The 20,343-nt window shown below is 73.0% G+C and carries 20 protein-coding genes; 14 read left to right on the top strand and 6 right to left on the bottom strand.

Annotated elements, in window-relative coordinates:
* Positions 1-164 precede the first annotated feature (164 nt).
* From infC to ACMCNO_RS23885, 4 genes are read left to right on the top strand one after another with little or no spacing between them, the layout of a single operon-like run.
* On the top strand, positions 165-764 hold the full coding sequence (gene infC, locus ACMCNO_RS23900; RefSeq protein WP_412751685.1) for a translation initiation factor IF-3: 600 nt from the start codon (positions 165-167) through the stop codon (positions 762-764).
* Positions 765-824: 60 nt separating this feature from the next.
* Positions 825-1,019, top strand: coding sequence for a 50S ribosomal protein L35 (gene rpmI, locus ACMCNO_RS23895; protein WP_412751684.1), 195 nt, complete (start codon positions 825-827; stop codon positions 1,017-1,019).
* A 36-nt stretch (positions 1,020-1,055) separates the two neighbouring features.
* Positions 1,056-1,448, top strand: a complete 393-nt coding sequence (rplT, locus tag ACMCNO_RS23890) for a 50S ribosomal protein L20 (RefSeq protein WP_412751683.1) — start codon at positions 1,056-1,058, stop codon at positions 1,446-1,448.
* A gap of 34 nt (positions 1,449-1,482) precedes the next feature.
* Positions 1,483-2,283 (top strand): TrmH family RNA methyltransferase, encoded by an 801-nt coding sequence (locus ACMCNO_RS23885; protein ID WP_412751682.1) that lies wholly within the window; start codon positions 1,483-1,485, stop codon positions 2,281-2,283.
* 63 nt (positions 2,284-2,346) lie between these two features.
* On the opposite strand, the gene ACMCNO_RS23880 is transcribed toward ACMCNO_RS23885, so the two are convergent.
* Entirely contained in the window at positions 2,347-2,658 is a 312-nt protein-coding gene (locus tag ACMCNO_RS23880; RefSeq protein ID WP_412751681.1) for a transcriptional regulator, read from the bottom strand.
* Complete coding sequence (locus tag ACMCNO_RS23875; protein ID WP_412751680.1) at positions 2,655-3,134, bottom strand: hypothetical protein; 480 nt, start codon at positions 3,132-3,134, stop codon at positions 2,655-2,657. Before ACMCNO_RS23875 ends, ACMCNO_RS23880 begins: the two co-directional genes overlap by 4 nt.
* Before the next feature lie 499 nt (positions 3,135-3,633).
* Between ACMCNO_RS23875 and ACMCNO_RS23870 the strand changes: the two genes are divergently transcribed.
* Together ACMCNO_RS23870 and pheT are read left to right on the top strand one after the other, a co-directional pair.
* The gene (locus ACMCNO_RS23870; RefSeq protein ID WP_412751679.1) at positions 3,634-4,695 is read left to right on the top strand and encodes a phenylalanine--tRNA ligase subunit alpha; all 1,062 of its coding nucleotides are present in this window, start codon (positions 3,634-3,636) and stop codon (positions 4,693-4,695) included.
* A gap of 4 nt (positions 4,696-4,699) precedes the next feature.
* Positions 4,700-7,177, top strand: coding sequence for a phenylalanine--tRNA ligase subunit beta (pheT, locus tag ACMCNO_RS23865; RefSeq protein WP_412751678.1), 2,478 nt, complete (start codon positions 4,700-4,702; stop codon positions 7,175-7,177).
* A gap of 66 nt (positions 7,178-7,243) precedes the next feature.
* Here pheT and ACMCNO_RS23860 read toward each other — a convergent pair whose 3' ends face one another.
* The 3 genes from ACMCNO_RS23860 to ACMCNO_RS23850 form a co-directional block, all read right to left on the bottom strand.
* Positions 7,244-7,600: a hypothetical protein gene (locus ACMCNO_RS23860; protein WP_412751677.1), complete on the bottom strand. Its 357-nt coding sequence runs from the start codon at positions 7,598-7,600 to the stop codon at positions 7,244-7,246.
* A 44-nt stretch (positions 7,601-7,644) separates the two neighbouring features.
* Complete coding sequence (locus ACMCNO_RS23855; protein ID WP_412751676.1) at positions 7,645-8,319, bottom strand: vancomycin high temperature exclusion protein; 675 nt, start codon at positions 8,317-8,319, stop codon at positions 7,645-7,647.
* A gap of 68 nt (positions 8,320-8,387) precedes the next feature.
* Positions 8,388-10,628 (bottom strand): glycoside hydrolase family 3 N-terminal domain-containing protein, encoded by a 2,241-nt coding sequence (locus ACMCNO_RS23850; protein ID WP_412751675.1) that lies wholly within the window; start codon positions 10,626-10,628, stop codon positions 8,388-8,390.
* 166 nt (positions 10,629-10,794) lie between these two features.
* Between ACMCNO_RS23850 and argC the strand changes: the two genes are divergently transcribed.
* From argC to argH, 8 genes are read left to right on the top strand one after another with little or no spacing between them, the layout of a single operon-like run.
* Positions 10,795-11,796 carry an N-acetyl-gamma-glutamyl-phosphate reductase gene (gene argC / locus ACMCNO_RS23845; RefSeq protein ID WP_412751674.1) on the top strand — a complete coding sequence of 334 codons (1,002 nt, stop codon included), beginning with the start codon at positions 10,795-10,797 and terminating at the stop codon, positions 11,794-11,796.
* 28 nt (positions 11,797-11,824) lie between these two features.
* Positions 11,825-12,997 carry a bifunctional glutamate N-acetyltransferase/amino-acid acetyltransferase ArgJ gene (gene argJ / locus ACMCNO_RS23840; protein ID WP_412751673.1) on the top strand — a complete coding sequence of 391 codons (1,173 nt, stop codon included), beginning with the start codon at positions 11,825-11,827 and terminating at the stop codon, positions 12,995-12,997.
* Positions 12,994-13,860, top strand: a complete 867-nt coding sequence (argB, locus tag ACMCNO_RS23835; protein ID WP_412751672.1) for an acetylglutamate kinase — start codon at positions 12,994-12,996, stop codon at positions 13,858-13,860. The genes argJ and argB overlap by 4 nt, the downstream gene beginning before the upstream one ends.
* Positions 13,857-15,026, top strand: a complete 1,170-nt coding sequence (locus ACMCNO_RS23830) for an acetylornithine transaminase (RefSeq protein ID WP_412751671.1) — start codon at positions 13,857-13,859, stop codon at positions 15,024-15,026. Before argB ends, ACMCNO_RS23830 begins: the two co-directional genes overlap by 4 nt.
* 37 nt (positions 15,027-15,063) lie before the next feature.
* The gene (argF, locus tag ACMCNO_RS23825; RefSeq protein WP_412751670.1) at positions 15,064-16,014 is read left to right on the top strand and encodes an ornithine carbamoyltransferase; all 951 of its coding nucleotides are present in this window, start codon (positions 15,064-15,066) and stop codon (positions 16,012-16,014) included.
* A complete protein-coding gene (locus tag ACMCNO_RS23820) occupies positions 16,011-16,511 on the top strand; it encodes an arginine repressor (protein WP_412751669.1) in 501 nt (166 codons plus the stop codon). The genes argF and ACMCNO_RS23820 overlap by 4 nt, the downstream gene beginning before the upstream one ends.
* The gene (locus ACMCNO_RS23815) at positions 16,508-17,710 is read left to right on the top strand and encodes an argininosuccinate synthase (RefSeq protein ID WP_412751668.1); all 1,203 of its coding nucleotides are present in this window, start codon (positions 16,508-16,510) and stop codon (positions 17,708-17,710) included. Before ACMCNO_RS23820 ends, ACMCNO_RS23815 begins: the two co-directional genes overlap by 4 nt.
* Entirely contained in the window at positions 17,707-19,140 is a 1,434-nt protein-coding gene (argH, locus tag ACMCNO_RS23810) for an argininosuccinate lyase (RefSeq protein ID WP_412753789.1), read from the top strand. Before ACMCNO_RS23815 ends, argH begins: the two co-directional genes overlap by 4 nt.
* A gap of 161 nt (positions 19,141-19,301) precedes the next feature.
* Here the strand turns inward: argH and ACMCNO_RS23805 are convergent, their stop codons facing one another.
* Positions 19,302-20,216: a sulfite exporter TauE/SafE family protein gene (locus ACMCNO_RS23805; RefSeq protein WP_412751667.1), complete on the bottom strand. Its 915-nt coding sequence runs from the start codon at positions 20,214-20,216 to the stop codon at positions 19,302-19,304.
* Between the last annotated feature and the right edge of the window lie 127 nt (positions 20,217-20,343).

Genomic DNA, 20,343 nt, shown 5'->3' with positions numbered 1-20,343 from the left:
CGAGCGGGCCCCGGCATGTCCGGGGCCTTCTGCTTTCCCGACGCCCCCGTAGCCGGGGGGTGTTCGAGGCCGACCGACATTGGCGGTGCCCGTCCCGCGAGATCCGGGGACTGGGCAGACGAGATACATCGTTCTAAGGAGGCCTCATCAGCGTCGAACCACGCGTGAACGAACAGATCCGGGCCCGCGAGGTCCGTCTGGTCGGTCCGGAGGGTGAGCAGGTGGGCATCGTCCCGCTTGAGCGCGCCCTCCAACTGGCCGCGGATGTCGACCTGGACCTGGTCGAGGTTGCGCCCATGGCGCGCCCGCCGGTGTGCAAGCTCATGGACTTCGGCAAGTTCAAGTACGAGAGCGCACTGAAGGCGCGCGAAGCGCGGCGCAACCAGCAGCAGACCGTCATCAAGGAGATGAAGCTCCGGCCGAAGATCGACCCGCACGACTACGAGACCAAGAAGGGTCACGTGGTGCGGTTCCTCAAGGCGGGCGACAAGGTCAAGGTGACGATCATGTTCCGCGGTCGCGAGCAGAGCCGCCCGGAGCTGGGCTTCCGGCTCCTGCGCCGGCTCAGCGAGGAGACCGCGGACCTGGGTTTCGTGGAGGCCAGTCCGAAGCAGGACGGCCGTAACATGATCATGGTCCTGGCCCCGCACCGGGCCACCAAGGCTGCTGCTGCCGCCGCGAGTGGGAAGACCCCCCGTGAGCAGCGCGAGGGCGAGGGTGCCGAGGCACCGCCGGCTGCAGCCGCCGACACCACCGCAGAGTGACGCTCCGCCCGGTGCGAACCGGGCGGAGCAGAGCAAGATTGAGAAAGAGGCGTTCGAGAAGTGCCGAAGATGAAGAGCCACACCGGCATGGGCAAGCGGGTGAAGGTCACCGGCCGCGGCAAGCTTGTCACCGAGCAGGCCGGCAAGCGGCACCTGCTGGAGGGCAAGGCCTCCAAGGTGACCCGCCGGATGACCGGCACCGTCGTGGTGGCGAAAGCCGACACGAAGCGAGTCAAGAAGCTGCTGGGCCGCTGACGCGCGCCACACCCGTTCCCCGATAGGAGTACCGATATGGCACGCGTCAAGCGCGCTGTGAACGCCCAGAAGAAGCGCCGCACGCTGCTGGAAACCGCCAGCGGCTACCGCGGCCAGCGCTCGCGGCTGTACCGCAAGGCCAAGGAGCAGGTGCTGCACTCGATGCAGTACGCGTACCGCGACCGCCGGGACCGCAAGGGCGACTTCCGCCAGCTGTGGATCACCCGGATCAACGCGGGCGCCCGTGCCAACGGCATGACCTACAACCGGCTGATCCAGGGCCTGCGCCTGGCCGGTGTCGAGGTAGACCGCAAGATCATGGCCGACCTCGCGGTCAACGACGCCGCCGCGTTCGCGACCCTGGTCGAGATCGCGCGCAAGGCCGTCGCGGCCGAGGGCACCGGCGGCGCCGCCGCTCAGGCTGCCTGATCCACCCGTGCGAGAGGCGCCCCCCGGACCTGGCATGAGCCGGGACGGGGGGCGCCTTTTCACGCCCCGTACCCCCCGCATCGTCGCGGCCCGGCGCCTGCAGCGGCGCCGCGAGCGCGAGCAGACCGGGTGCTTCCTCGCCGAAGGCCCCCAGGCGGTGCGGGAGGCGGTGGCCGCGGGCGCGGTCATCGAGCTGTTCGGCACCGAGGCGGCGCTGGACCGCCACGCCGCGCTGGCCGCCGACGCCGAGCAGGTCTCCGCGGTCACCGACGAGGCCCTGGCGGCGCTGGCCGAGACGGTGCAGCCGCAGGGCCTGGTCGCGGTCTGCCGCCACGTCGACATCGGGCTGCGCGAGGCGCTCGCGAAACGGCCGCGGCTGATCGCCGTGGCCGCGGACATCCGCGACCCCGGCAACGCCGGCACGGTCCTGCGGACCGCCGACGCGGCGGGCGCGGGCGCGGTGGTCTTCGCGGGCGACGCGGTGGACCCCTACAACGGCAAATGTGTACGCGCCTCAGCGGGCAGCCTGTTCCACGTCGACGTGGTCCGCGACCGCGCGCCCGACGACGTCCTCGATGCCCTGCGCGCCGGCGGGGTGCAGGTGCTGGCCGCCACCGGGCACGGCGCCGACGACCTCGACGACGTGCTCGACGCGGGGGATCTGGCCCGGCCGACCGCCTGGCTGTTCGGCTCCGAGGCACACGGCCTGCCCGCCGACCTGCTGGCCGCCGCGGACCGCCGGGTCCGCGTCCCCATCCACGGCGCCGCGGAGAGCCTCAACCTGGCCGCGGCCGCCGCGGTCTGCCTGTACGCCTCCGCCCGCGCCCTGCGCTGAACCATCCGCGCGTCGCCGGTGCCCCGGCCGGCCGGGAGGCAGCGCCGGGCCCCGCCGCGGTGATCATTCGCTGACCGGGCTGGTGGCCGTGACGTTCGCAGTGGCCACGATGGCCTGCAACGCGGCGACGTGACCCTGGAAGGCGGTACGGCCGTCCCCGGTCAGGTGGGCCCGTACGCGGCGCCGGTCCGACCGGTCGACGGCAACGTAACCAGCCTGCTCCAGCGTCGACAGTTGCTTGGACAGCGCGGAGTCCGACAGTCCGAGCTGGTCGCGGAGGTAGCTGAAATCGGCCCAGTCGGCGCCCGCGAGCAGGGAGACGATGGACAGGCGGGTGCTGGCGTGGATCAGCTCGTCGAAACGCGGCACCGTCATGCTGGGGCTCCGGCGCGGACGGCCCGGCGGCGCACTGTCGCCAGCAGCAGCGGCCCACCGAGTACGAGCGTGACCGCGGCCAGCACGGCGGCCTCCGTGGCCGGATGACGTGCGCCGTCGGCGTTCAGGACCAGTGCCGCGCCGATGGTGATCCCGACCAGGGCGACCAGGCTGCCCAGCACCCAGGCCGCGAGATGCGGGCCGGCTACGTCGGCGCGCACACTCATCCGGCGGCTGCGGCGGCGTCCGTTGATCACTCGCGGTGCGATCGATGCGTGCGCAGCCCCGAACGTGAGCGTGGCCAGCGTGGTGGCCAGCGGATTGTTCAGGTCGGCGATGACGCCGAGCGCGATCCAGGCGACTGCCAGTGCCGCCCAGTACCAGAGCGGTACGTCGATCTCATCGATGACCCGGCGGCGGTTCCGCTCGACCGTGTCGAGCGCGGCCCGCGCCTGCTCGGGTGTCAATTGATTCATGACGCCTCACTTTCCTGATGGGAAACTCAGTGTCGACTTTCCGGACGGGAAAGTCAAGCGTCGGGCGGGACGGCGGAACAACGTGGCGGCCGGGATTGCCCGGACGGTATGCTGGCGCCCGTGACGACGACCAGGATGTTTAGCCGGCCCGCTGGTCGCGGGCCGCGCGTGTGACCTCCTGCGCGAAACTCCCTGACCGGCGGGCTGCGGCCCAGCCGCGCCTCCGTACACTGATCAACCTGAGTCCCGGCCTCGCTACGCTCGGTGCACTCGGTTCCGGCCGATCCGCCTGAGTCGGGCCCTCGCGGCCCTCGCTACGCTCGGTGCACTCGGTCCCGACCGATCCGCCTGAGTCGGGCCCTCGCGGCCCTCGCTACGCTCGGTGCACTCGGTCCCGACCGATCCGCCTGAGTCGGGCCCTCGCGGCCCTCGCTACGCTCGGTGCACTCGGTCCCGACAAGCCGATGGGCTCATCCGGTGTGAGGGAGTTCGCCCGACCATGTCCTACCGCAACGATCCGTACGATCCGAAGCAGGCCGCCCTGCTCGACCCGGAGGCGCTCGACGGCGCCGTCGCCGAGGCCGAAAAGGCCTTCGCGGGCGCGTCCGACCTGGACGCCCTAGGCGCGCTCAAGCCGGCCCACCTGGGCGACCGGTCACCGGTGTCCCTCGCCCGGCGCGAGATCGGCTCGCTGCCACCGGCCGCGAAGTCCGACGCGGGCAAGCGCGTCAACGTGGCCCGGCAGTCCATTCAGGCCGCATTCGACGCCCGGCATGCCGAGCTGGAGCGCGAACGCGCCGCCCGCATGCTGGTCGAGGAGCGCGTCGACGTCACCCTCCCGTGGGACCGCCGCCCGCGCGGCGCCCGGCACCCGCTGACCACGCTCATGGAACACATGGCAGACCTCTTCGTCGGCATGGGCTACGAGGTCGCCGAAGGGCCCGAGCTGGAGCTGGAGTGGGCGAACTTCGACGCCCTCAACATCGGCCCGGACAACCCGGTGCGTGGCGCGATGGACACGTTCTACCTGGACCTGCCCGGCCTGGTGATGCGGACGCACACCTCACCGGCGCAGGTGCGCAGCATGCTGACCCGCAAGCCGCCGATCTACATCGTCTGCCCGGGGCGGGCGTACCGGACCGACGAGCTGGACGCCACGCACAGCCCGGTGTTCCACCAGATCGAGGGCCTGGTGATCGACGAGGGCATCACCATGGCGCACCTGCGGGGCACGCTGGACCACTTCGCCCGGGCGATGTTCGGGCCGGACGCGCAGACCCGCTGGCGCCCGCACTACTTCCCGTTCACCGAGCCGTCCGCCGAGTTCGACGTGTGGTTCGCCCAGCATCGCGACGGGCCGCGCTGGGTGGAGTGGGGCGGCTGCGGCATGGTCAACCCGCGGGTGCTCACCGCCTGCGGCATCGACCCCGACCGGTACTCCGGTTTCGCATTCGGCATGGGGGTCGAGCGGACCCTGATGTTCCGCAACGGGGTCAGCGACATGCGGGAGATGGTCGAGGGCGACGTCCGGTTCGCCCGCCAGTTCGGGATGGAGGTCTGACGCGATGAAGGTGTCGCTGTCCTGGCTGCGGGAGTACGTCGACCTGCCGGCCTCGCTGAGCGCGGCCGAGCTGGAAAAGGCGCTGATCGGCCTCGGCGTCGAGGTCGAGTCCGTCGTAGACCAGGCCGCCACGGTCAAGGGCGCTCTGGTCGTCGGGCGGGTGCTGGAGATCGAGGAGCTGACCGGCTTCAAGAAGCCGATCCGGTTCAACCTCGTCGACGTCGGCAACCCGGAGCCGCAGGAGATCATCTGCGGGGCGCGTAACTACGCTGTCGGTGACCTCGTCGCGGTCATCCTGCCCGGCGGCGAACTGCCGGGCGGTTTCACCATCGGCGCCCGCAAGACCTACGGGCGGACCTCCGCGGGCATGATCTGCTCCGCCGCCGAGCTCGGCCTCAGCGGGGACCACTCCGGGATCATCGTGCTGGCGCCCGGCGTCGCCGAGCCGGGCACGGATGCCCGCCCCCTCGTCGGGCTCGACGACGTCCTGGTGGACGTGGAGATCACCCCGGACCGCGGGTACGAGATGAGCATCCGCGGCCTGGCCCGCGAGCTGTCGTACGCGTTCGACTGCGCGTACCGGGACCCGGGTGGGCTGCCGTTCGCGGCGGGGACGGCGGAGCCGCCGTATCCCGTGAGCGTCGAGGACACCGTCGGGTGTGACCGGTTCGCCGCCCGCGTGGTGCGCGGCATCGACCCGGACGCCGCGTCGCCGGAGTGGATGCAGCGCCGTCTCGTCGCGGCGGGCATCCGGACGATCTCGCTGCCGGTCGACATCACCAACTACCTGATGCTGGAGACCGGCCAGCCGATGCACGTGTTCGACCTGGACCGCCTGCGCGGCGGCCTGGTCGTGCGCCGCGCCCTGCACGGGGAGAAACTGACCACCCTGGACGGTGTGGCCCGGGTGCTGGACGCCGAGGACATGGTGATCCTCGACGACACGGGCCCGGTCTCGCTGGCCGCGGTGATGGGCGGCGAGACCAGCGAGTGGCAGCCGGGCACGGTGAACGTGCTGCTGGAGGCCGCGCACTGGGATCCGGTGATGGTCGGGCGCACCGCCCGGCGGCACAAGCTGTTCAGCGAGGCCGCGAAGCGGTGGGAGCGGGGCGTCGACCCGCAGCTGCCGCTGGTCGCCCTGGAACGGGCGGTCGCCATCCTCACCGAGTACGCGGGTGGCACGGTCGACGAGCGGGTGCTCGACCTCGACCACGTCCAGCCGCCCGCTGCGGTCCGGCTGGATCCCGCCCTGTCGTCGCGGCGGATCGGGGTGCCGTACCCGGCGGAGCGGGTGGTCGAGCTGCTGACGCGGATCGGCTGCACCGTCGAGGGGTCCGACCCGCTGGTGGTCACCCCGCCGTCCTGGCGTCCCGACCTGCTGGCCCCGGCCGACCTGGTCGAGGAGGTGGCCCGCCTCGGCGGATACGACGCGATCCCGAGCATCCTGCCGCTGGCCCCGGGCGGGCGCGGGCTCACCCCGGCACAGCGCCGCCGCCGCTCCGTGGGCCGGGCGCTGGCCGAGTCCGGGTGCGTGGAGGTGCTGTCGTACCCGTTCGTGTCGCCGTCGGTGCATGACGCGTTCGGGCTGGCCGCCGACGACCCGCGGCGCAGCGCGGCCCGGCTGACCAACCCGCTGTCCGAGGAGGAGCCGCAGCTGCGGACGTCGCTGCTGCCCACCCTGCTCGGCGCGCTCAAGCGCAACCTCGGCCGCGGTCACCGCGACCTGGCCCTGTATGAGATCGGTACGGTGTTCCGGCCGCATCTGTCCGCCATCGCGCCCCCGGAGATGGGGGTCGAGCACCGCCCGTCCGAGGCCGACTGGACCGCGGCCAACGACATCGTCCCCGAGCAGCCGTGGCACCTCGCCGCGGTGTTCGCGGGAGCGGTGGAGCCCGCCGGCTGGTGGGGTTCGGGCCGCCCGGCGGGGTGGGCGGACGCGGTGGAGACCGCCCGGATCGCGGTGTGCGCGGCGGGGCTGCCCGCCGACCGGGTCCGCGTCGAGGCCGCCGAGTACGCGCCGTGGCATCCGGGCCGGTGCGCTGCCGTCCTGGTCGACGACGTCCTCGTCGGGTACGCGGGGGAGCTGCACCCGGCCGTGGTGTCGGCGCTGGAGCTGCCGCGACGCACCTGCGCGGTGGAACTCGACCTGGACGCGCTGCCCGCCGCGCCGGTTGTGCAGGCGGTCCGGCTGGCCACGTTCCCGCCCGCCCTGATCGACGTGGCGCTGATCGTGGACGCGACCGTGCCCGCCGCGCACGTCCGCGACGCCCTGGTCGCCGGGGCGGGGGAGCTGCTCGAAACGGTGCACCTGTTCGACGTATACACCGACGAGCAGCTCGGGGAGGGCAAGCGCAGCCTCGCGTACAAGCTGACGTTCCGGGCGCCGGACCGCACACTGACGGTCGAGGAGGCCGTGGCGGCCCGCGACGCGGCCGTGGCCGCCGCGGCGGACCGGTTCGGCGCGGTCCTGCGCGGAGCGTAGCGACAGTGGCCCGCCGCGCCGCGCGTTCACCCGCGGCGTGGCGGGTCGTCGGCGGGGGACCCCGGGCTAGCGCAGCAGGCGGCGGGCGTGGGGGCGCTCCTGCGGGGCGAGGCGGTCGCAGCCGCTCTCCACGGCCTGCCACCGGCTGAGCACGCCGTCCGGCCCGATGAACCGCCCGGCGGCCAGGGCGGTGTCGATGCGGCGCCGGATCTCGTCCACCCGGTCCGGGGCGGCCGCGAACAGGATGCGCAGCCGCAGTTCGTCGTCGTGCCGCTCGACCGCCGTGTGGTGCGCCGCCAGTGGGCACGGCGGTTCGTGCGCCGCGTCGCCGCACAACGCGGCGGTGATCGCGCCGCCCGGCGCCCGCTCGTCGGCACCGGATTCCAGCACGAGTACGGCCCGGTGGGCGTACGCCTGTCTCATGCTGTCGAGTATGGCGGGCACTCCGGGAACGACTGTGCGGCTGATCAGCTCAGGGCGGCCTCGACGCTGGTCTCGTGGCGGCCGAGGAACACCGGGTCGCGCCCGGACACCACGTCGAACACCGCCTTGACGACCGCGCCCCGCTCCCGGATGGAGCTGTGCAGCCACGGCTGCCGGTAGATGCGTACGGTGTCGTCGCCGACGCCGCTGGCGTCCACCCCGAGGCGGCGGCACAGGGCCACCGCCCGGTCGATGTGGTAGCTCTGGGTCACCACGATCGCCTGGCGCACCCCGAAGATCTCGTGGGCGCGGGCGCACGAGTCGTACGTGTCGAACCCGGCGTGGTCGAGCACGATCTGCTGCGAGGGCACCCCGTGGCCGACGAGCCAGTGGAACATCGCGCCGGGCTCGTTGTACTCCCACCGGCCGTGGTCACCGGAGACGAGGATCGCGCCGACCTTGCCGTCGGCGTACAGCTGCCGGGCGATCTCCAGCCGCGCCGCCAGGAACGGTGACGGCACCCCGCCCGGGTACACCTCCGCGCCGAGCACCAGCGCCACGGGGGCCGCGGGAACGGCGGCCTCGGCGTAGACGTGCCCGTCGGCCTCGGCGCGCACCCACAGGGCGCCCGCCGCCATCGTCAGCACAGCGGCGGCGACGCCGAGCGCCCCGGCCGTGACGAGGCGCCGCACGGCGCGCCGCAGGTTGATCTTCCCCATGCGCCCGACTCTGCCAGCCCGGGTCAAGACGGGCCAAGCGCGAACAGCCAGGATCAGCCGCCGACCGGTCAGGCGATGGCGAACCGTGCGGCCAGCAGGTCCCTACGGCGGGAGCTGCGGCCGACCAGCAGCTCGAAGTCGCCCGGCTCGACGACCCGGCGCCCGTCCGCGGTGACCAGGGTGCAGTCGGCGGCCGCCACCTCCAGCTCGACCGTGACGCTCGCGCCGGGCGGCACGGTCACCTGCCGGTACGCCTTCAGCTCCCGGTCCGCCCAGGTGACGCTGGTGACCAGGTCGCTCACGTACGCCTGGACGGTCTCGGTGGCCGGGCGAGCGCCGGTGTTGGTCAGCCGGACGGTGGCCCGCACCGGCTCGCCCACCCGCACCCGGGGCTGCGCGATCGCCAGGTCGGCGTAGTCGACCGTGGAGTAGCTGAGGCCCTCGCCGAACACGAACAGCGGGTCCTGGGTCAGGTCGGCGTACCGGTTGCCGTGCTGGCCGCGGATCTGGTTGTAGTAGACCGGCTGCTGGCCGACATGCCGGGCGACCGAGATGGGCAGCCGCCCGGTGGGTTCGATGTGGCCCAGCACCAGCTCGGCCACGGCCCGGCCGCCGCGCATCCCGGGGTTGAACGCCTGGATCACGGCGGCGCAGCGCAGCGCCGATTCGGGCAGGGCCGCCGGCTTCGAGTTGATCAGTACGAGCACGGTCGGCGTGCCGGTGGCGGCGAGCGCGTCCAGCAGCGCGATCTGCCCGCCCTGCAACTCCAGGGTGGCCGTGGAGCAGGCTTCGCCGGTGAGGGCGACCGTGTCGCCGAGCACCACGACCGCGACGTCCGCGGCGCGCGCGGCGGCGACCGCCTCCGCGATCAGGCCGGGGTCGGCGGGGGCCGGACGGGAGATCGGCGGGCGTGGCTGGCCGTCGGGGTAGAACGGCCCGGCCGGATCCGGCACCAGCATCTCGATGTCGGCGCCGCGGGCGTGGGTGATCGTCCAGTCGCCGGGCGCCACGGCGCGGAACCCGTCCAGCACGGTCTCGGTCAGCTCGCGGGGATGGCCGTCCGGCATCCAGTCGACCTGCCCGGACGCCCCGGCCCAGTCGCCGAGCTGGGCGTGCGGGTCGTCGGCGTTCGGGCCGATCACCGCGACCGTACGGGGCGTCGGCGCCAGCGGCAGCAGGCCGTCGTTGCGCAGCAGCACCAGGCCGCGCCGGGCGGTCTCCAGGTTGAGGGCGGCGTGTTCCGGGGCGCCGACGACCGCGGCCTGGCGCCGGGCGTCCGGGGCGCGCGGGTTCTCGAACAGTCCGAGTTCGAACTTCAGCCGCAGGATCCGGCGGACCGCGGCGTCGATGTCCGTCTCGGCCACCAGCCCGGCGGCGACCGCGGCCTGGGCGCCCGTACCGAAGTCCGGGGTTGTCATGATCAGGTCGTTGCCGGCGCGGACCGCGAGCGCCGCCGCCTCGGTCTGGTCGGCGCAGACCTGCTGCTCCCAGACCATCCGGCCGACGTTGTCCCAGTCGGTGACCAGGGTGCCGGTGAAACCCCACTCCTGTTTGAGCACGTCGTTGAGCAGCCACCTGTTCGCGGTGATCGGCACCCCGTCGATCGACTGGTAGCCCAGCATGAAGGTACGCACGCCCTCGCGAGCCACCCGCTCGAACGGCGGCAGGAACCACGAGCGCAGCTTGCGCGGGCTCAGGTCGGCCTCGCTGGCGTCCCGTCCGCCCTGGGTCTCGGAGTACCCGGCGAAGTGTTTGGCGGTGGCGAGGATGGCGGTCGGGTCGCTGAGCCCGGCGCCCTGGTATCCGCGGACCATCGCGGACCCGAGCTCCCCGATGAGGTACGGGTCCTCGCCGAAGGTCTCGTCGACGCGTCCCCAGCGCAGGTCCCGGGCCACGCACAGGACGGGGGAGAACGTCCAGTGGATGCCGGTGGCGGCGACCTCGACCGCGGTCACCCGGGCGACCCGCTCGGCCAGGCTGGCGTCGAACGTGCAGGCCAGGCCGAGCTGGGTCGGGAAGACGGTGGCGCCGGGCCAGAACGCGTGCCCGTGGATGCAGTCCTCCGCGGTGAGCAGCGGGATGCCCAGCCGGGTCCGGGCGGCCAGGTCGATCGCTTCGAGCAGCGTGCGGGGTGAGGCATGCAGGATGGAGCCCGCGAGCTTGTCGGCGACGATCTCCTTGATGTCGCCGCGCGCGTCGAGCTGGAGCATCTGCCCGACCTTCTCGGCGAGGGTCATGCGGGACAGCAGGTCCTCGACCCGCTCGTCGACGGTCAGCGACACATCCCGGTACGGGGGATCTCCGGTCACGCACGGCCTCCGGTTGCTCGACCGCGGAGCGGTCGGTGGAACACGACAAATTGGAAGTCTTCCAGTCCGGAACCGGTTACGGCACCCCATGGCGGTTCCGGAACTTGCCCAGCCGGACTGAGAGTTGATACGGTTCCGTGCATAGAAATGCAGAGGGGGTATCGGCATGGGAGTCCGGGTCGCGGTCGCCGGCGCCAGCGGATATGCGGGAGGGGAGCTGCTGCGCCTCATCGCCGGACACCCCGAGTTCGACCTCGTCGCCGCCTCGGCGCACACCCAGGCGGGTGCGCCCGTGACCGCGGTGCACCCGCAGCTCGCCGGGCTCGACCTCACGCTCACCGAGACCGACCCGGCCACGCTCGCCGACGCCGACCTGGTCTTCCTGGCCCTGCCGCACGGCCAGTCCGCCGCGCTGGCCGCCCGGCTTCCGGACAGCGTCAAGGTCGTCGACCTGGGCGCCGACTTCCGGCTGCACGACGCCGACGCCTGGGCGCGCTACTACGGCGGCCCGCACGCCGGCACCTGGACGTACGGGCTGCCCGAGCTGCCCGGCCAGCGCGCGCGCATCGCCGCCGCCACCCGGGTCGCCAACACCGGCTGCTACGCCGCCACGATCACCCTCGCGCTCGCCCCGCTCATCGCCGCCGGCCTCGCCAGCCCGGACGACGTCGTGGTGGTCGCCGCCTCCGGCACCTCCGGCGCGGGCCGCGCCGCCAAGGCGCACCTGCTGGGCAGCGAGGTCATGGGTGACCTGAGCCCGTACAAGGTGGGTGCCCACCAGCACGTACCCGAGATCAAGCAGGCCACCGGCGCGGCGTCGCTGTCCATGACCCCGGTGCTGGCCCCGATGCCGCGCGGCATCCTGGCCACGGTGACCGCCGTGCCCACCGGCACCGCAGACCCGCGCGAGGCGCTGGCCGCGGCGTACGCCGACGAGCCGTTCGTGCACGTCCTGGCCCCGGGCGCGTGGCCGCACACCGCCGCCACCGCCGGATCCAACTCCTGCCACCTGCAAGCCACAGTGGACGCCGACTCCGGCCGGATCATCGTGGTCAGCGCGCTCGACAACCTGGGCAAGGGCGCCGCGGGGCAGGCGGTTCAGTGCGCCAACCTCATGTCCGGCCTGCCCGAGACCACCGGCCTGTCGGTGTACGGGGTGGCACCGTGACCGCACCCATCGCAGACAGGGAGGTCCAGTGAGCGTCACCCACCCCAAGGGCTTTCGAGCGGCCGGCGTCGCGGCCGGGCTCAAGACCGGCGACGCGCGCGACGTCGCGCTCGTGGTCAACGACGGCCCGGACGCCATCGCGGCCGGCGTGTTCACCGCCAACCGGGTGAAGGCCGCCCCCGTGCTCTGGAGCCAGCAGGTGCTGCGCGGCGGCATCGTCCGCGCGGTCGTGCTGAACTCCGGCGGCGCCAACGCCTGCACCGGGTCCCAGGGGTTCCGCGACACCCACGCCACGGCCGAGCACACCGCCGCGGCACTGCGCGGCGGATCCAAGCCCCTGCTGATCGGGGCGGGCGACGTCGCGGTCTGCTCGACCGGCCTGATCGGCGAGCTGCTGCCGATGGACAAGCTGCTGCCCGGCGTCACCGCCGCGACCAGGGCGCTGACCACCGACGGCGGCCCGGCCGCCGCCGAGGCCATCATGACCACGGACACGGTTCCCAAGAACGCGGTCGTTTCCGGCGACGGCTGGTCGGTCGGCGGCATGGCCAAGGGCGCGGGCATGCTGGCGCCCGCGCTGGCCACCATGCTCGTCGTACTGACCACCGACGCGGTGGCGGGCACCGAGGCGCTCGATGCGGCGCTGCGCGAGGCGACCCGGCTGACCTTCGACCGGATCGACGCGGACGGCTGCATGTCCACCAACGACACCGTGCTGCTGCTGGCCAACGGCGCGGCCAACGTCGAACCGACCCAGCAGGAGCTGACCGCCGCGGTCACCGCGGTCTGCCAGGACCTGGCCGAGCAGCTCATCGCGGACGCCGAGGGCGCCACCAAGCACATCGCCATCGAGGTGCTCGGCGCGGCCAGCGAGGCCGACGCGGTCGAGGTCGGCCGCAGCGTGGCCCGCAACAACCTGGTGAAGACCGCGCTGTTCGGCAACGACCCCAACTGGGGCCGCATCCTCGCGGCGGTCGGCACCACCTCGGCGGCGTTCGAGCCGGACCGGGTCGACGTGGCGGTCAACGGGGTGTGGGTGTGCCGGGGCGGCGCCGCCGCCGAGGACCGCAGCAAGGTGGACCTGAGCGGCCGGGACGTGACGATCCAGGTGCACCTGCACGAGGGCGAGCTGTCCGCGACGATCCGGACGACGGACCTGTCCCACGCGTACGTGCACGAGAACTCGGCGTACAGCTCGTGACCCCGCAGGAGAAGGCCGCCGTCCTCATCGAGACGCTGCCCTGGCTGGAACGCTTCCACGGCACGACCGTCGTCATCAAGTACGGCGGCAACGCGATGATCGACCCCGAGCTGCAGCGGGCGTTCGCCGCGGACATGGTGTTCCTGCGCTACGCGGGCATCAAGCCGGTCGTGGTGCACGGCGGCGGGCCGCAGATCTCCGCGATGCTCGACCGGCTCGGCATCGCCAGCGAGTTCCGTGGCGGCCTGCGGGTCACCACCCCCGAGGCCATGGACGTGGTCCGCATGGTCCTGGTCGGCCAGGTCGGGCGGGAACTCGTCGGCCTGATCAACGAGCACGGCCCGTTCGCGGTCGGACTGTCCGGTGAGGACGCCCGCCTGTTCACCGCGGTGCGCCGCCCCGCGACCGTGGACGGCCAGCCGGTCGACGTCGGCCAGGTCGGCGACGTCGCCTCCGTCGACACCTCGGCGGTCGACGACCTGATCGCGGCGGGCCGCATCCCGGTCGTCGCCACGGTCGCCCCGGACGCCGACGGCGTCGTGCACAACGTCAACGCGGACACGGCAGCGTCCGCCCTGGCGGTCGCGCTGGGCGCCCGCAAGCTGGTCGTGCTCACCGACGTCCCCGGCCTCTACACCGACTGGCCGGACACCTCCTCGCTCACCTCCCAGATCACGGCCGACGAGCTGGCGAAACTGCTGCCCCGCCTGGAGTCCGGCATGGTCCCGAAGATGGAGGCGTGCCTGCGCGCGGTCCAGGGCGGCGTCCCCGCGGCGCACGTCGTGGACGGCCGGGTCGCCCACTCCACCCTGCTCGAAGTCTTCACCTCGGAAGGATTCGGAACGATGGTGATCCCCTCGTGAGCACACTCGTCGAACGCTGGTCGGTGTCCCTGATGGACAACTACGGCACCCCGCCGCTGGCCCTGGTCGCGGGCGAGGGCGCGGTGGTCACGGACGAGGACGGCAGACGGTACGTCGACCTGCTCGGCGGCATCGCGGTCAACGCGCTCGGCCACGCCCACCCCGCCGTGGTCGCCGCGGTCTCCCAGCAGATCGCCACCCTCGGCCACGTCTCCAACCTGTACGTCGCCGAGCCCCCGGTGGCCCTCGCCGAGCTGCTGCTGGCGCTGGCCGGGCGGCCCGGGCGGGCGCTGTTCTGTAACTCCGGCGCCGAGGCCAACGAGGCCGCGTTCAAGTTGTCCCGGCTCACCGGCCGCACCCACGTGGTGGCCACCCACGGCGGTTTCCACGGCCGCACGATGGGGGCGCTGGCGCTGACCGGCCAGCCCGCCAAGGCGGACCCGTTCCGGCCGCTCCCGGGCGATGTCACCCACGTGACGTACGGCGACGCCGACGCGCTCGGCGCAGCGGTCACCGATGCCACCGCCATGGTGATCCTGGAGCCGATCCAGGGCGAGAACGGCGTCGTCGTCCCGCCGCCCGGCTACCTCGCCGCGGCCCGGGAGATCTGCACCGCCCGCGGCGCCCTGCTGGTCCTCGACGAGGTGCAGACCGGCGTGGGGCGCACCGGGCACTGGTTCGCCCACCAGGCCGACGGCGTCGAACCGGACGTGATCACCCTCGCCAAGGGACTGGGTGGCGGCCTGCCCATCGGCGCCTGCCTCGCGTTCGGAGCGGCGGCCGAGCTGTTCGGCCCCGGCTCGCACGGCACCACGTTCGGCGGCAACCCGGTGAGCTGCGCCGCGGCCCTCGCGGTGATCCGGACCATCGCGGCCGAGGGCCTGCTGGACAACGTCAAGCGGGTGGGGGAGCAACTGCGCCGCGGCATCGAGGGCCTCGGCCACCCGCTGATCGCCGGGGTACGCGGGTCGGGCCTGCTGCTCGGGATCGTGCTCACCGCGGACGTCTCCGCGCCGCTCGCCGAGAAGCTGCGCGACGCGGGCTTCCTGGTCAACCCGGTCCAGCCCGGCGTCATCCGGCTCGCCCCACCGCTGATCCTCACCGCCGAGCAGGCCGACGCGTTCCTGGTCGCCCTGCCCGCAGCCCTGGAAGAGGTGCCGTCGTGACCGAGGGCCGCGAGGGCACGACACAGGAGGCACTGTCATGACGGCCCGGCATTTCCTGCGCGACGACGACCTCACCCCGGCCGAGCAGGCCGAGGTGCTCGACCTCGCTGCCCAGATGAAGGCGGACCGGTTCGGGCGCCGCCCGCTGGCCGGCCCGAGGTCCGTGGCGGTCTTCTTCGACAAGGCGAGCCTGCGCACCCGGCTGTCGTTCGAGATCGGCGTCGCCGAGCTGGGCGGCAACCCGATCATCGTGGACACCCAGGCCACCCACTTCGGCCGCGGCGAGACCCTGGCCGACGCGGGCCGGGTCGTCTCCCGGTACGCCGCCGCCATCGTGTACCGCACCAGCGGCGACGACCGGCTCGCGGAACTGGCCTCGGACGTGCGGGTGCCGGTCATCAACGCGCTGACCGACGGCTACCATCCCTGCCAGTTGCTGGCCGACCTGCTGACCATCCGGGAGCGGTGCGGCGGCACGGCCGGGCGCCGCCTCGCGTACGTCGGCGACGCCGCGAACAACATGGCCCACTCGTACCTGCTGGCCGGGGCGACCGCAGGGATGCACGTCCGGGTCGCCGGACCCTCCGGGTTCGACCCCGCACCGGCCGTGGTGTCGCGGGCCGCCGAGATCGCGGCGTGGACCGGTGGCTCCATCGAGGTGCTGCGCGACCCGTTCGAGGCGGCCGACGGGGTGGACGTGCTGGCCACGGACACCTGGACGTCGATGGGGCAGGAGGATGACGGGCGCGACCGGCGCACCCCGTTCTGGCCGTACCAGATCAACAAGGACCTGCTGGCCGCGGCCGGAAGCGACGCGATCGTGCTGCACTGCCTGCCCGCGCACCGCGGGGAGGAGATCACCGACGAGGTCCTCGACGGCGCGCACAGCGCGGTGTTCGACCAGGCGGAGAACCGCCTGCACGCCCAGAAGGCGCTGCTCACCTGGCTGCTCGACGCGCCCGCGGCGCCCGGCCGGGAGTCCGTGTGACCGCGCCGGTGACCCGGGCCGGGCGGCACGCCCGGATCGTCGCGCTGATCCGGGAGCAGTCCGTGCGCTCGCAGACCGAGCTGGGTGAGCTGCTGGCCGCCGAAGGCATCCAGGTCACCCAGGCCACCCTGTCGCGCGACCTGGAGGAGCTGAACGCGGTCAAGGTCGGCGGGGCGTACCTGATCCCGGAGGACGGCCAGCGGCCGCTGCGGGAGAACCAGCAGGGCCCGGCGCGGCTGCAGCGGCTGCTGCGGGAACTGCTGACCGGGGTGGACGCCAGCGGCAACATCGCGGTGCTGCGAACCCCGCCCGGGGCGGCGCAGTTCCTCGCCAGCGCGCTGGACCGCTCCGGGCTCTCCGACGTCGTCGGCAGCATCGCCGGCGACGACACCATCCTCGTCGTGGCCCGCGAGGTGACCGGCGGCAAGGCCCTGGCCGAGAAGCTCGCCGAATGGGCCGGCCATACCGCAGACAACATCGAGAGGAGCACCCCGTGACCGAGCGGGTCGTACTTGCCTACTCCGGAGGGCTGGACACCTCCGTGGCCATCCCGTACCTGGCCGAGCAGACCGGCGGCGAGGTGATCGCGGTCGCCCTCGACGTCGGGCAGGGCGGCGAGGACATGGACGTGATCCGGCAGCGCGCCCTGGACTGCGGCGCCGCCGAGAGCGTCGTGGTGGATGCCCGCGACGAGTTCGCCGCTGATTTCTGCCTGCCCGCGCTGCGCGCCAACGCCCTCTACATGGACCGTTACCCGCTGGTGTCGGCGCTGAGCCGCCCGCTCATCGTGCGCCACCTGGTCGAGGCGGCCCGCCGGCACGGCGGCACGATCGTGTCGCACGGCTGCACCGGCAAGGGCAACGACCAGGTCCGCTTCGAGGTCGGCATCGGCGCGCTGGCCCCCGACCTGAAGGTGATCGCCCCGGCCCGGGACTTCGCGTGGACCCGGGACAAGGCGATCGTCCTGGCCGAGGAGAAGGGCCTGCCGATCGACGTGACGCACAAGTCGCCGTACTCGATCGACCAGAACCTGTGGGGCCGCGCCGTGGAGACCGGCTTCCTCGAGGACATCTGGCACGCCCCGATCGAGGACCTGTACTCGTACACGAAGAACCCGGCGGAGCCGCGCGACGCCGACGAGGTCGTCATCACGTTCGACCAGGGCAACCCGGTGGCGATCGACGGGGAGACGGTCACCCCGCTGCAGGCGATCACGGAGCTGAACCGGCGGGCGGGCGCGCAGGGCGTCGGCCGCCTCGACATGGTCGAGGACCGGCTGGTCGGCATCAAGAGCCGTGAGGTGTACGAGGCCCCCGGCGCGATCGCGCTGATCGCCGCCCACCAGGAGCTGGAGAACGTCACGATCGAGCGGGACCTGGCCCGGTTCAAGCGCGGGGTGGACCAGCGCTGGGCCGAACTGGTCTACGACGGCTTGTGGTTCTCCCCGCTGAAGAACGCGCTGGACAAGTTCATCGACGAGGCCCAGCAGCACGTCACCGGTGAGGTCCGGCTCGTGCTGCACGGCGGTCGCGCGGTCGTGACCGGCCGCCGCTCCGAGGCCAGCCTGTACGACTTCGAGATGGCCACGTACGACACCGGCGACACCTTCGACCAGTCCCTCGCGAAGGGATTCGTGCAACTGTGGGGCCTGCCGTCGCGGATGGCGTCGGCCCGGGACAAGCGGCTGGCAGACTGAGCGCCGTGACGGAAGAACGTACTTCGCTGTGGGGCGGCCGGTTCGCCGGTGGCCCCGCCGAGGCGCTCGCCCGGCTGTCGGTGAGCGTCCAATTCGACTGGCGGCTCGCGCCGTACGACATTGCGGCGTCCCGCGCGCATGCCCGGGTGCTGGCCGCGGCGGGCCTGCTCGACCCGGACGAACTGGGCCGGATGCTGGCCGCCCTGGACGACCTGGAGGCGGCCTGCGCGTCGGGTGAGTTCCGCCCGACCGTGGACGACGAGGACGTGCACACCGCGCTGGAACGCGGCCTGCTGGAACGCCTCGGCGCGCTCGGCGGCAAGCTGCGCGCGGGCCGCTCACGCAACGACCAGGTCGCCACGGACCTGCGGATGTACCTGCGCGACCACGCCCGCGGGGTGGCCGCCCGGCTGGTCGAGCTGGCCGACGCGCTGGTCGAGCAGGCCGAACGGCACGTGCACACGCCCGCCCCGGGCCTGACCCACGTGCAGCACGCCCAGCCGGTCAGCTTCGGGCACTGGCTGCTGGCCCACGTCCAGCCGCTGCTGCGCGACCTGGACCGGCTGCGCGACTGGGACGCGCGGGCCGCGATCAGCCCGCTCGGCTCGGGGGCGCTGGCCGGGTCGTCGCTGCCGCTGGACCCGGCGGCGGTCGCGCACGAGCTGGGCTTCACCGCGCCCGCGCCGAACTCGATGGACGCGGTCGCGGACCGCGACTTCGTGGCCGAGTTCCTGTTCGCGACCGCGCTGATCGGGGTGCACCTGTCGCGCCTCGGTGAGGAGGTCGTGCTCTGGACCTCCACGGAGTTCGGCTGGGTGGAGCTGGACGACGCGTTCGCCACCGGATCGTCGATCATGCCGCAGAAGAAGAACGCGGACATCGCCGAGCTGGCCCGCGGCAAGTCCGGCCGTCTGGTCGGCGGGCTGGTCGCGGTGCTGACCATGCTCAAGGGCCTGCCGCTGACCTACGACCGGGACATGCAGGAGGACAAGGAGCCGGCGTTCGACGCGGTCGACACCCTGCAACTGCTGCTGCCCGCGCTCGCCGGAATGATCTCCACGATGACGGTACGGGTGGACCGGCTCGTCGCCGCCGCCCCGGTCGGCTTCTCCCTGGCCACCGAGGTCGCCGACTGGCTGGTACGCCGGGGTGTGCCGTTCCGGGACGCGCACGAGATCACCGGCCGCCTCGTGGCGCTGTGCGCGGCGCGCGAGTGCGAGCTGGAGGAGGTCACGGACGACGACCTGAAGGTGGTCAGCGAGCACCTGGACCCGTCCGTGCGGGAGGTGCTGTCGGTGCGTTCCGCGCTGGCCGCCCGCACCACGTTCGGGTCGACGGGGCCGGGCCCGGTGGCCGAGCAGCTCGCCACGGTGCAGCACCGGCTGGACTCGTGGCGGGAGTGGGCGATCGAGACGGTGGTCCCCCGGTAGGTGACCGGCCGCATCCTGAAACTAGTGACGCCCGTGGGCCGCCGAGCTTGGACTCGGTGCCCACGGGCGTTTCGGCATGCGGGGGTATCGCCGGGCGGGCGTTCACGCTGTCGGGCAACCGGCGCCGGGCGGGTCGGCGCGGTCCCGGGCTCGCACCGGGTTCAGTCCCGGGCCAGTTCCCTCGGTGCGGGGCTGGCCAGCATTGACCGCCCATGTGGGACCGGGGTGCCGCGGAACCGGGTCATCAGGGCGGTGGCGACGGCCGCCAGCACCGCGGCCCCGGTGATCACCCCGACCGTGGCGGTCGGCACGTCGAGCAGTTTGAGCGCGCTGGCCAGCAGGACCACGACGAGCGCGGTCCGGATCAGCGCGACCGGGGCCCGCGACGAGATCCGGGCGCCCAGCAGGACGCCGGGGATGGAGCCGAGCAGGACCGCGCCGGTGATGTCGAGGTGCAGGTCGCCGAAGAGGGCGTGGCCGAGGGCGGCCGACAGCACCAGCGGGATGGCCTGCACGAGGTCGGTGCCGACGAGGTCGTTGGCGCGCAGCTTCGGGTAGATCGCCAGCAGGATCACGATGATCAGCGAGCCGGAGCCGACCGAGGTCAGGCCCACGACGAGGCCGCCGACGACGCCGAGCGCCAGGGTGGGCAGCGGGCGTACCCGGACGGGCTCTGGTGTCGCCTCGGTCGGGCGGCGGCGGCCGGTCCACGCCTTGAGCACCAGTCCGGCGGCGGCCAGCAGCAGGGCCGTCCCGAGGGCGATCTTGATGGTGTGCTGCGTGGCGGCGTCGTCACCGATCAGGCGCAGCAGCAGCACACCGAGGAACGCGCTGGGCACGCTGCCCGCGCACAGCCAGGCCACGAGCCGCCAGTTCACCGTGCCGCGGCGGGCGTGCACGGCGCCGCCGAACGGCTTCATGACGGCGCTGGCGGCGAGGTCGCTGGAGACGGCCGCGATCGGCGGGACGCCGAACAGCAGGACCAGGATCGGCGTCATCAGGGCGCCGCCGCCCATGCCGGTGAGGCCGACGACGATGCCGACACCGAGCCCGGCCAGCGCCATGGTGAGATCCATGGCCCAGAGTCTGGCGGGGAAACCCTGCCTTGTCTACTAACTCGGTTGACTTTGTTGGAAATACCCGCTGTTCGTGTGGCGGTCATCAAGTTGCGGGAAAAGAACGCTCCCTTGCCCGGCGGACCAA

The organism is Krasilnikovia sp. M28-CT-15 (assembly GCF_047159595.1).
GTDB lineage: Bacteria > Actinomycetota > Actinomycetes > Mycobacteriales > Micromonosporaceae > Actinoplanes.
Note: the sequence above shows the minus strand (reverse complement) of the source record. Positions and strands in the feature narration are given on the sequence as shown.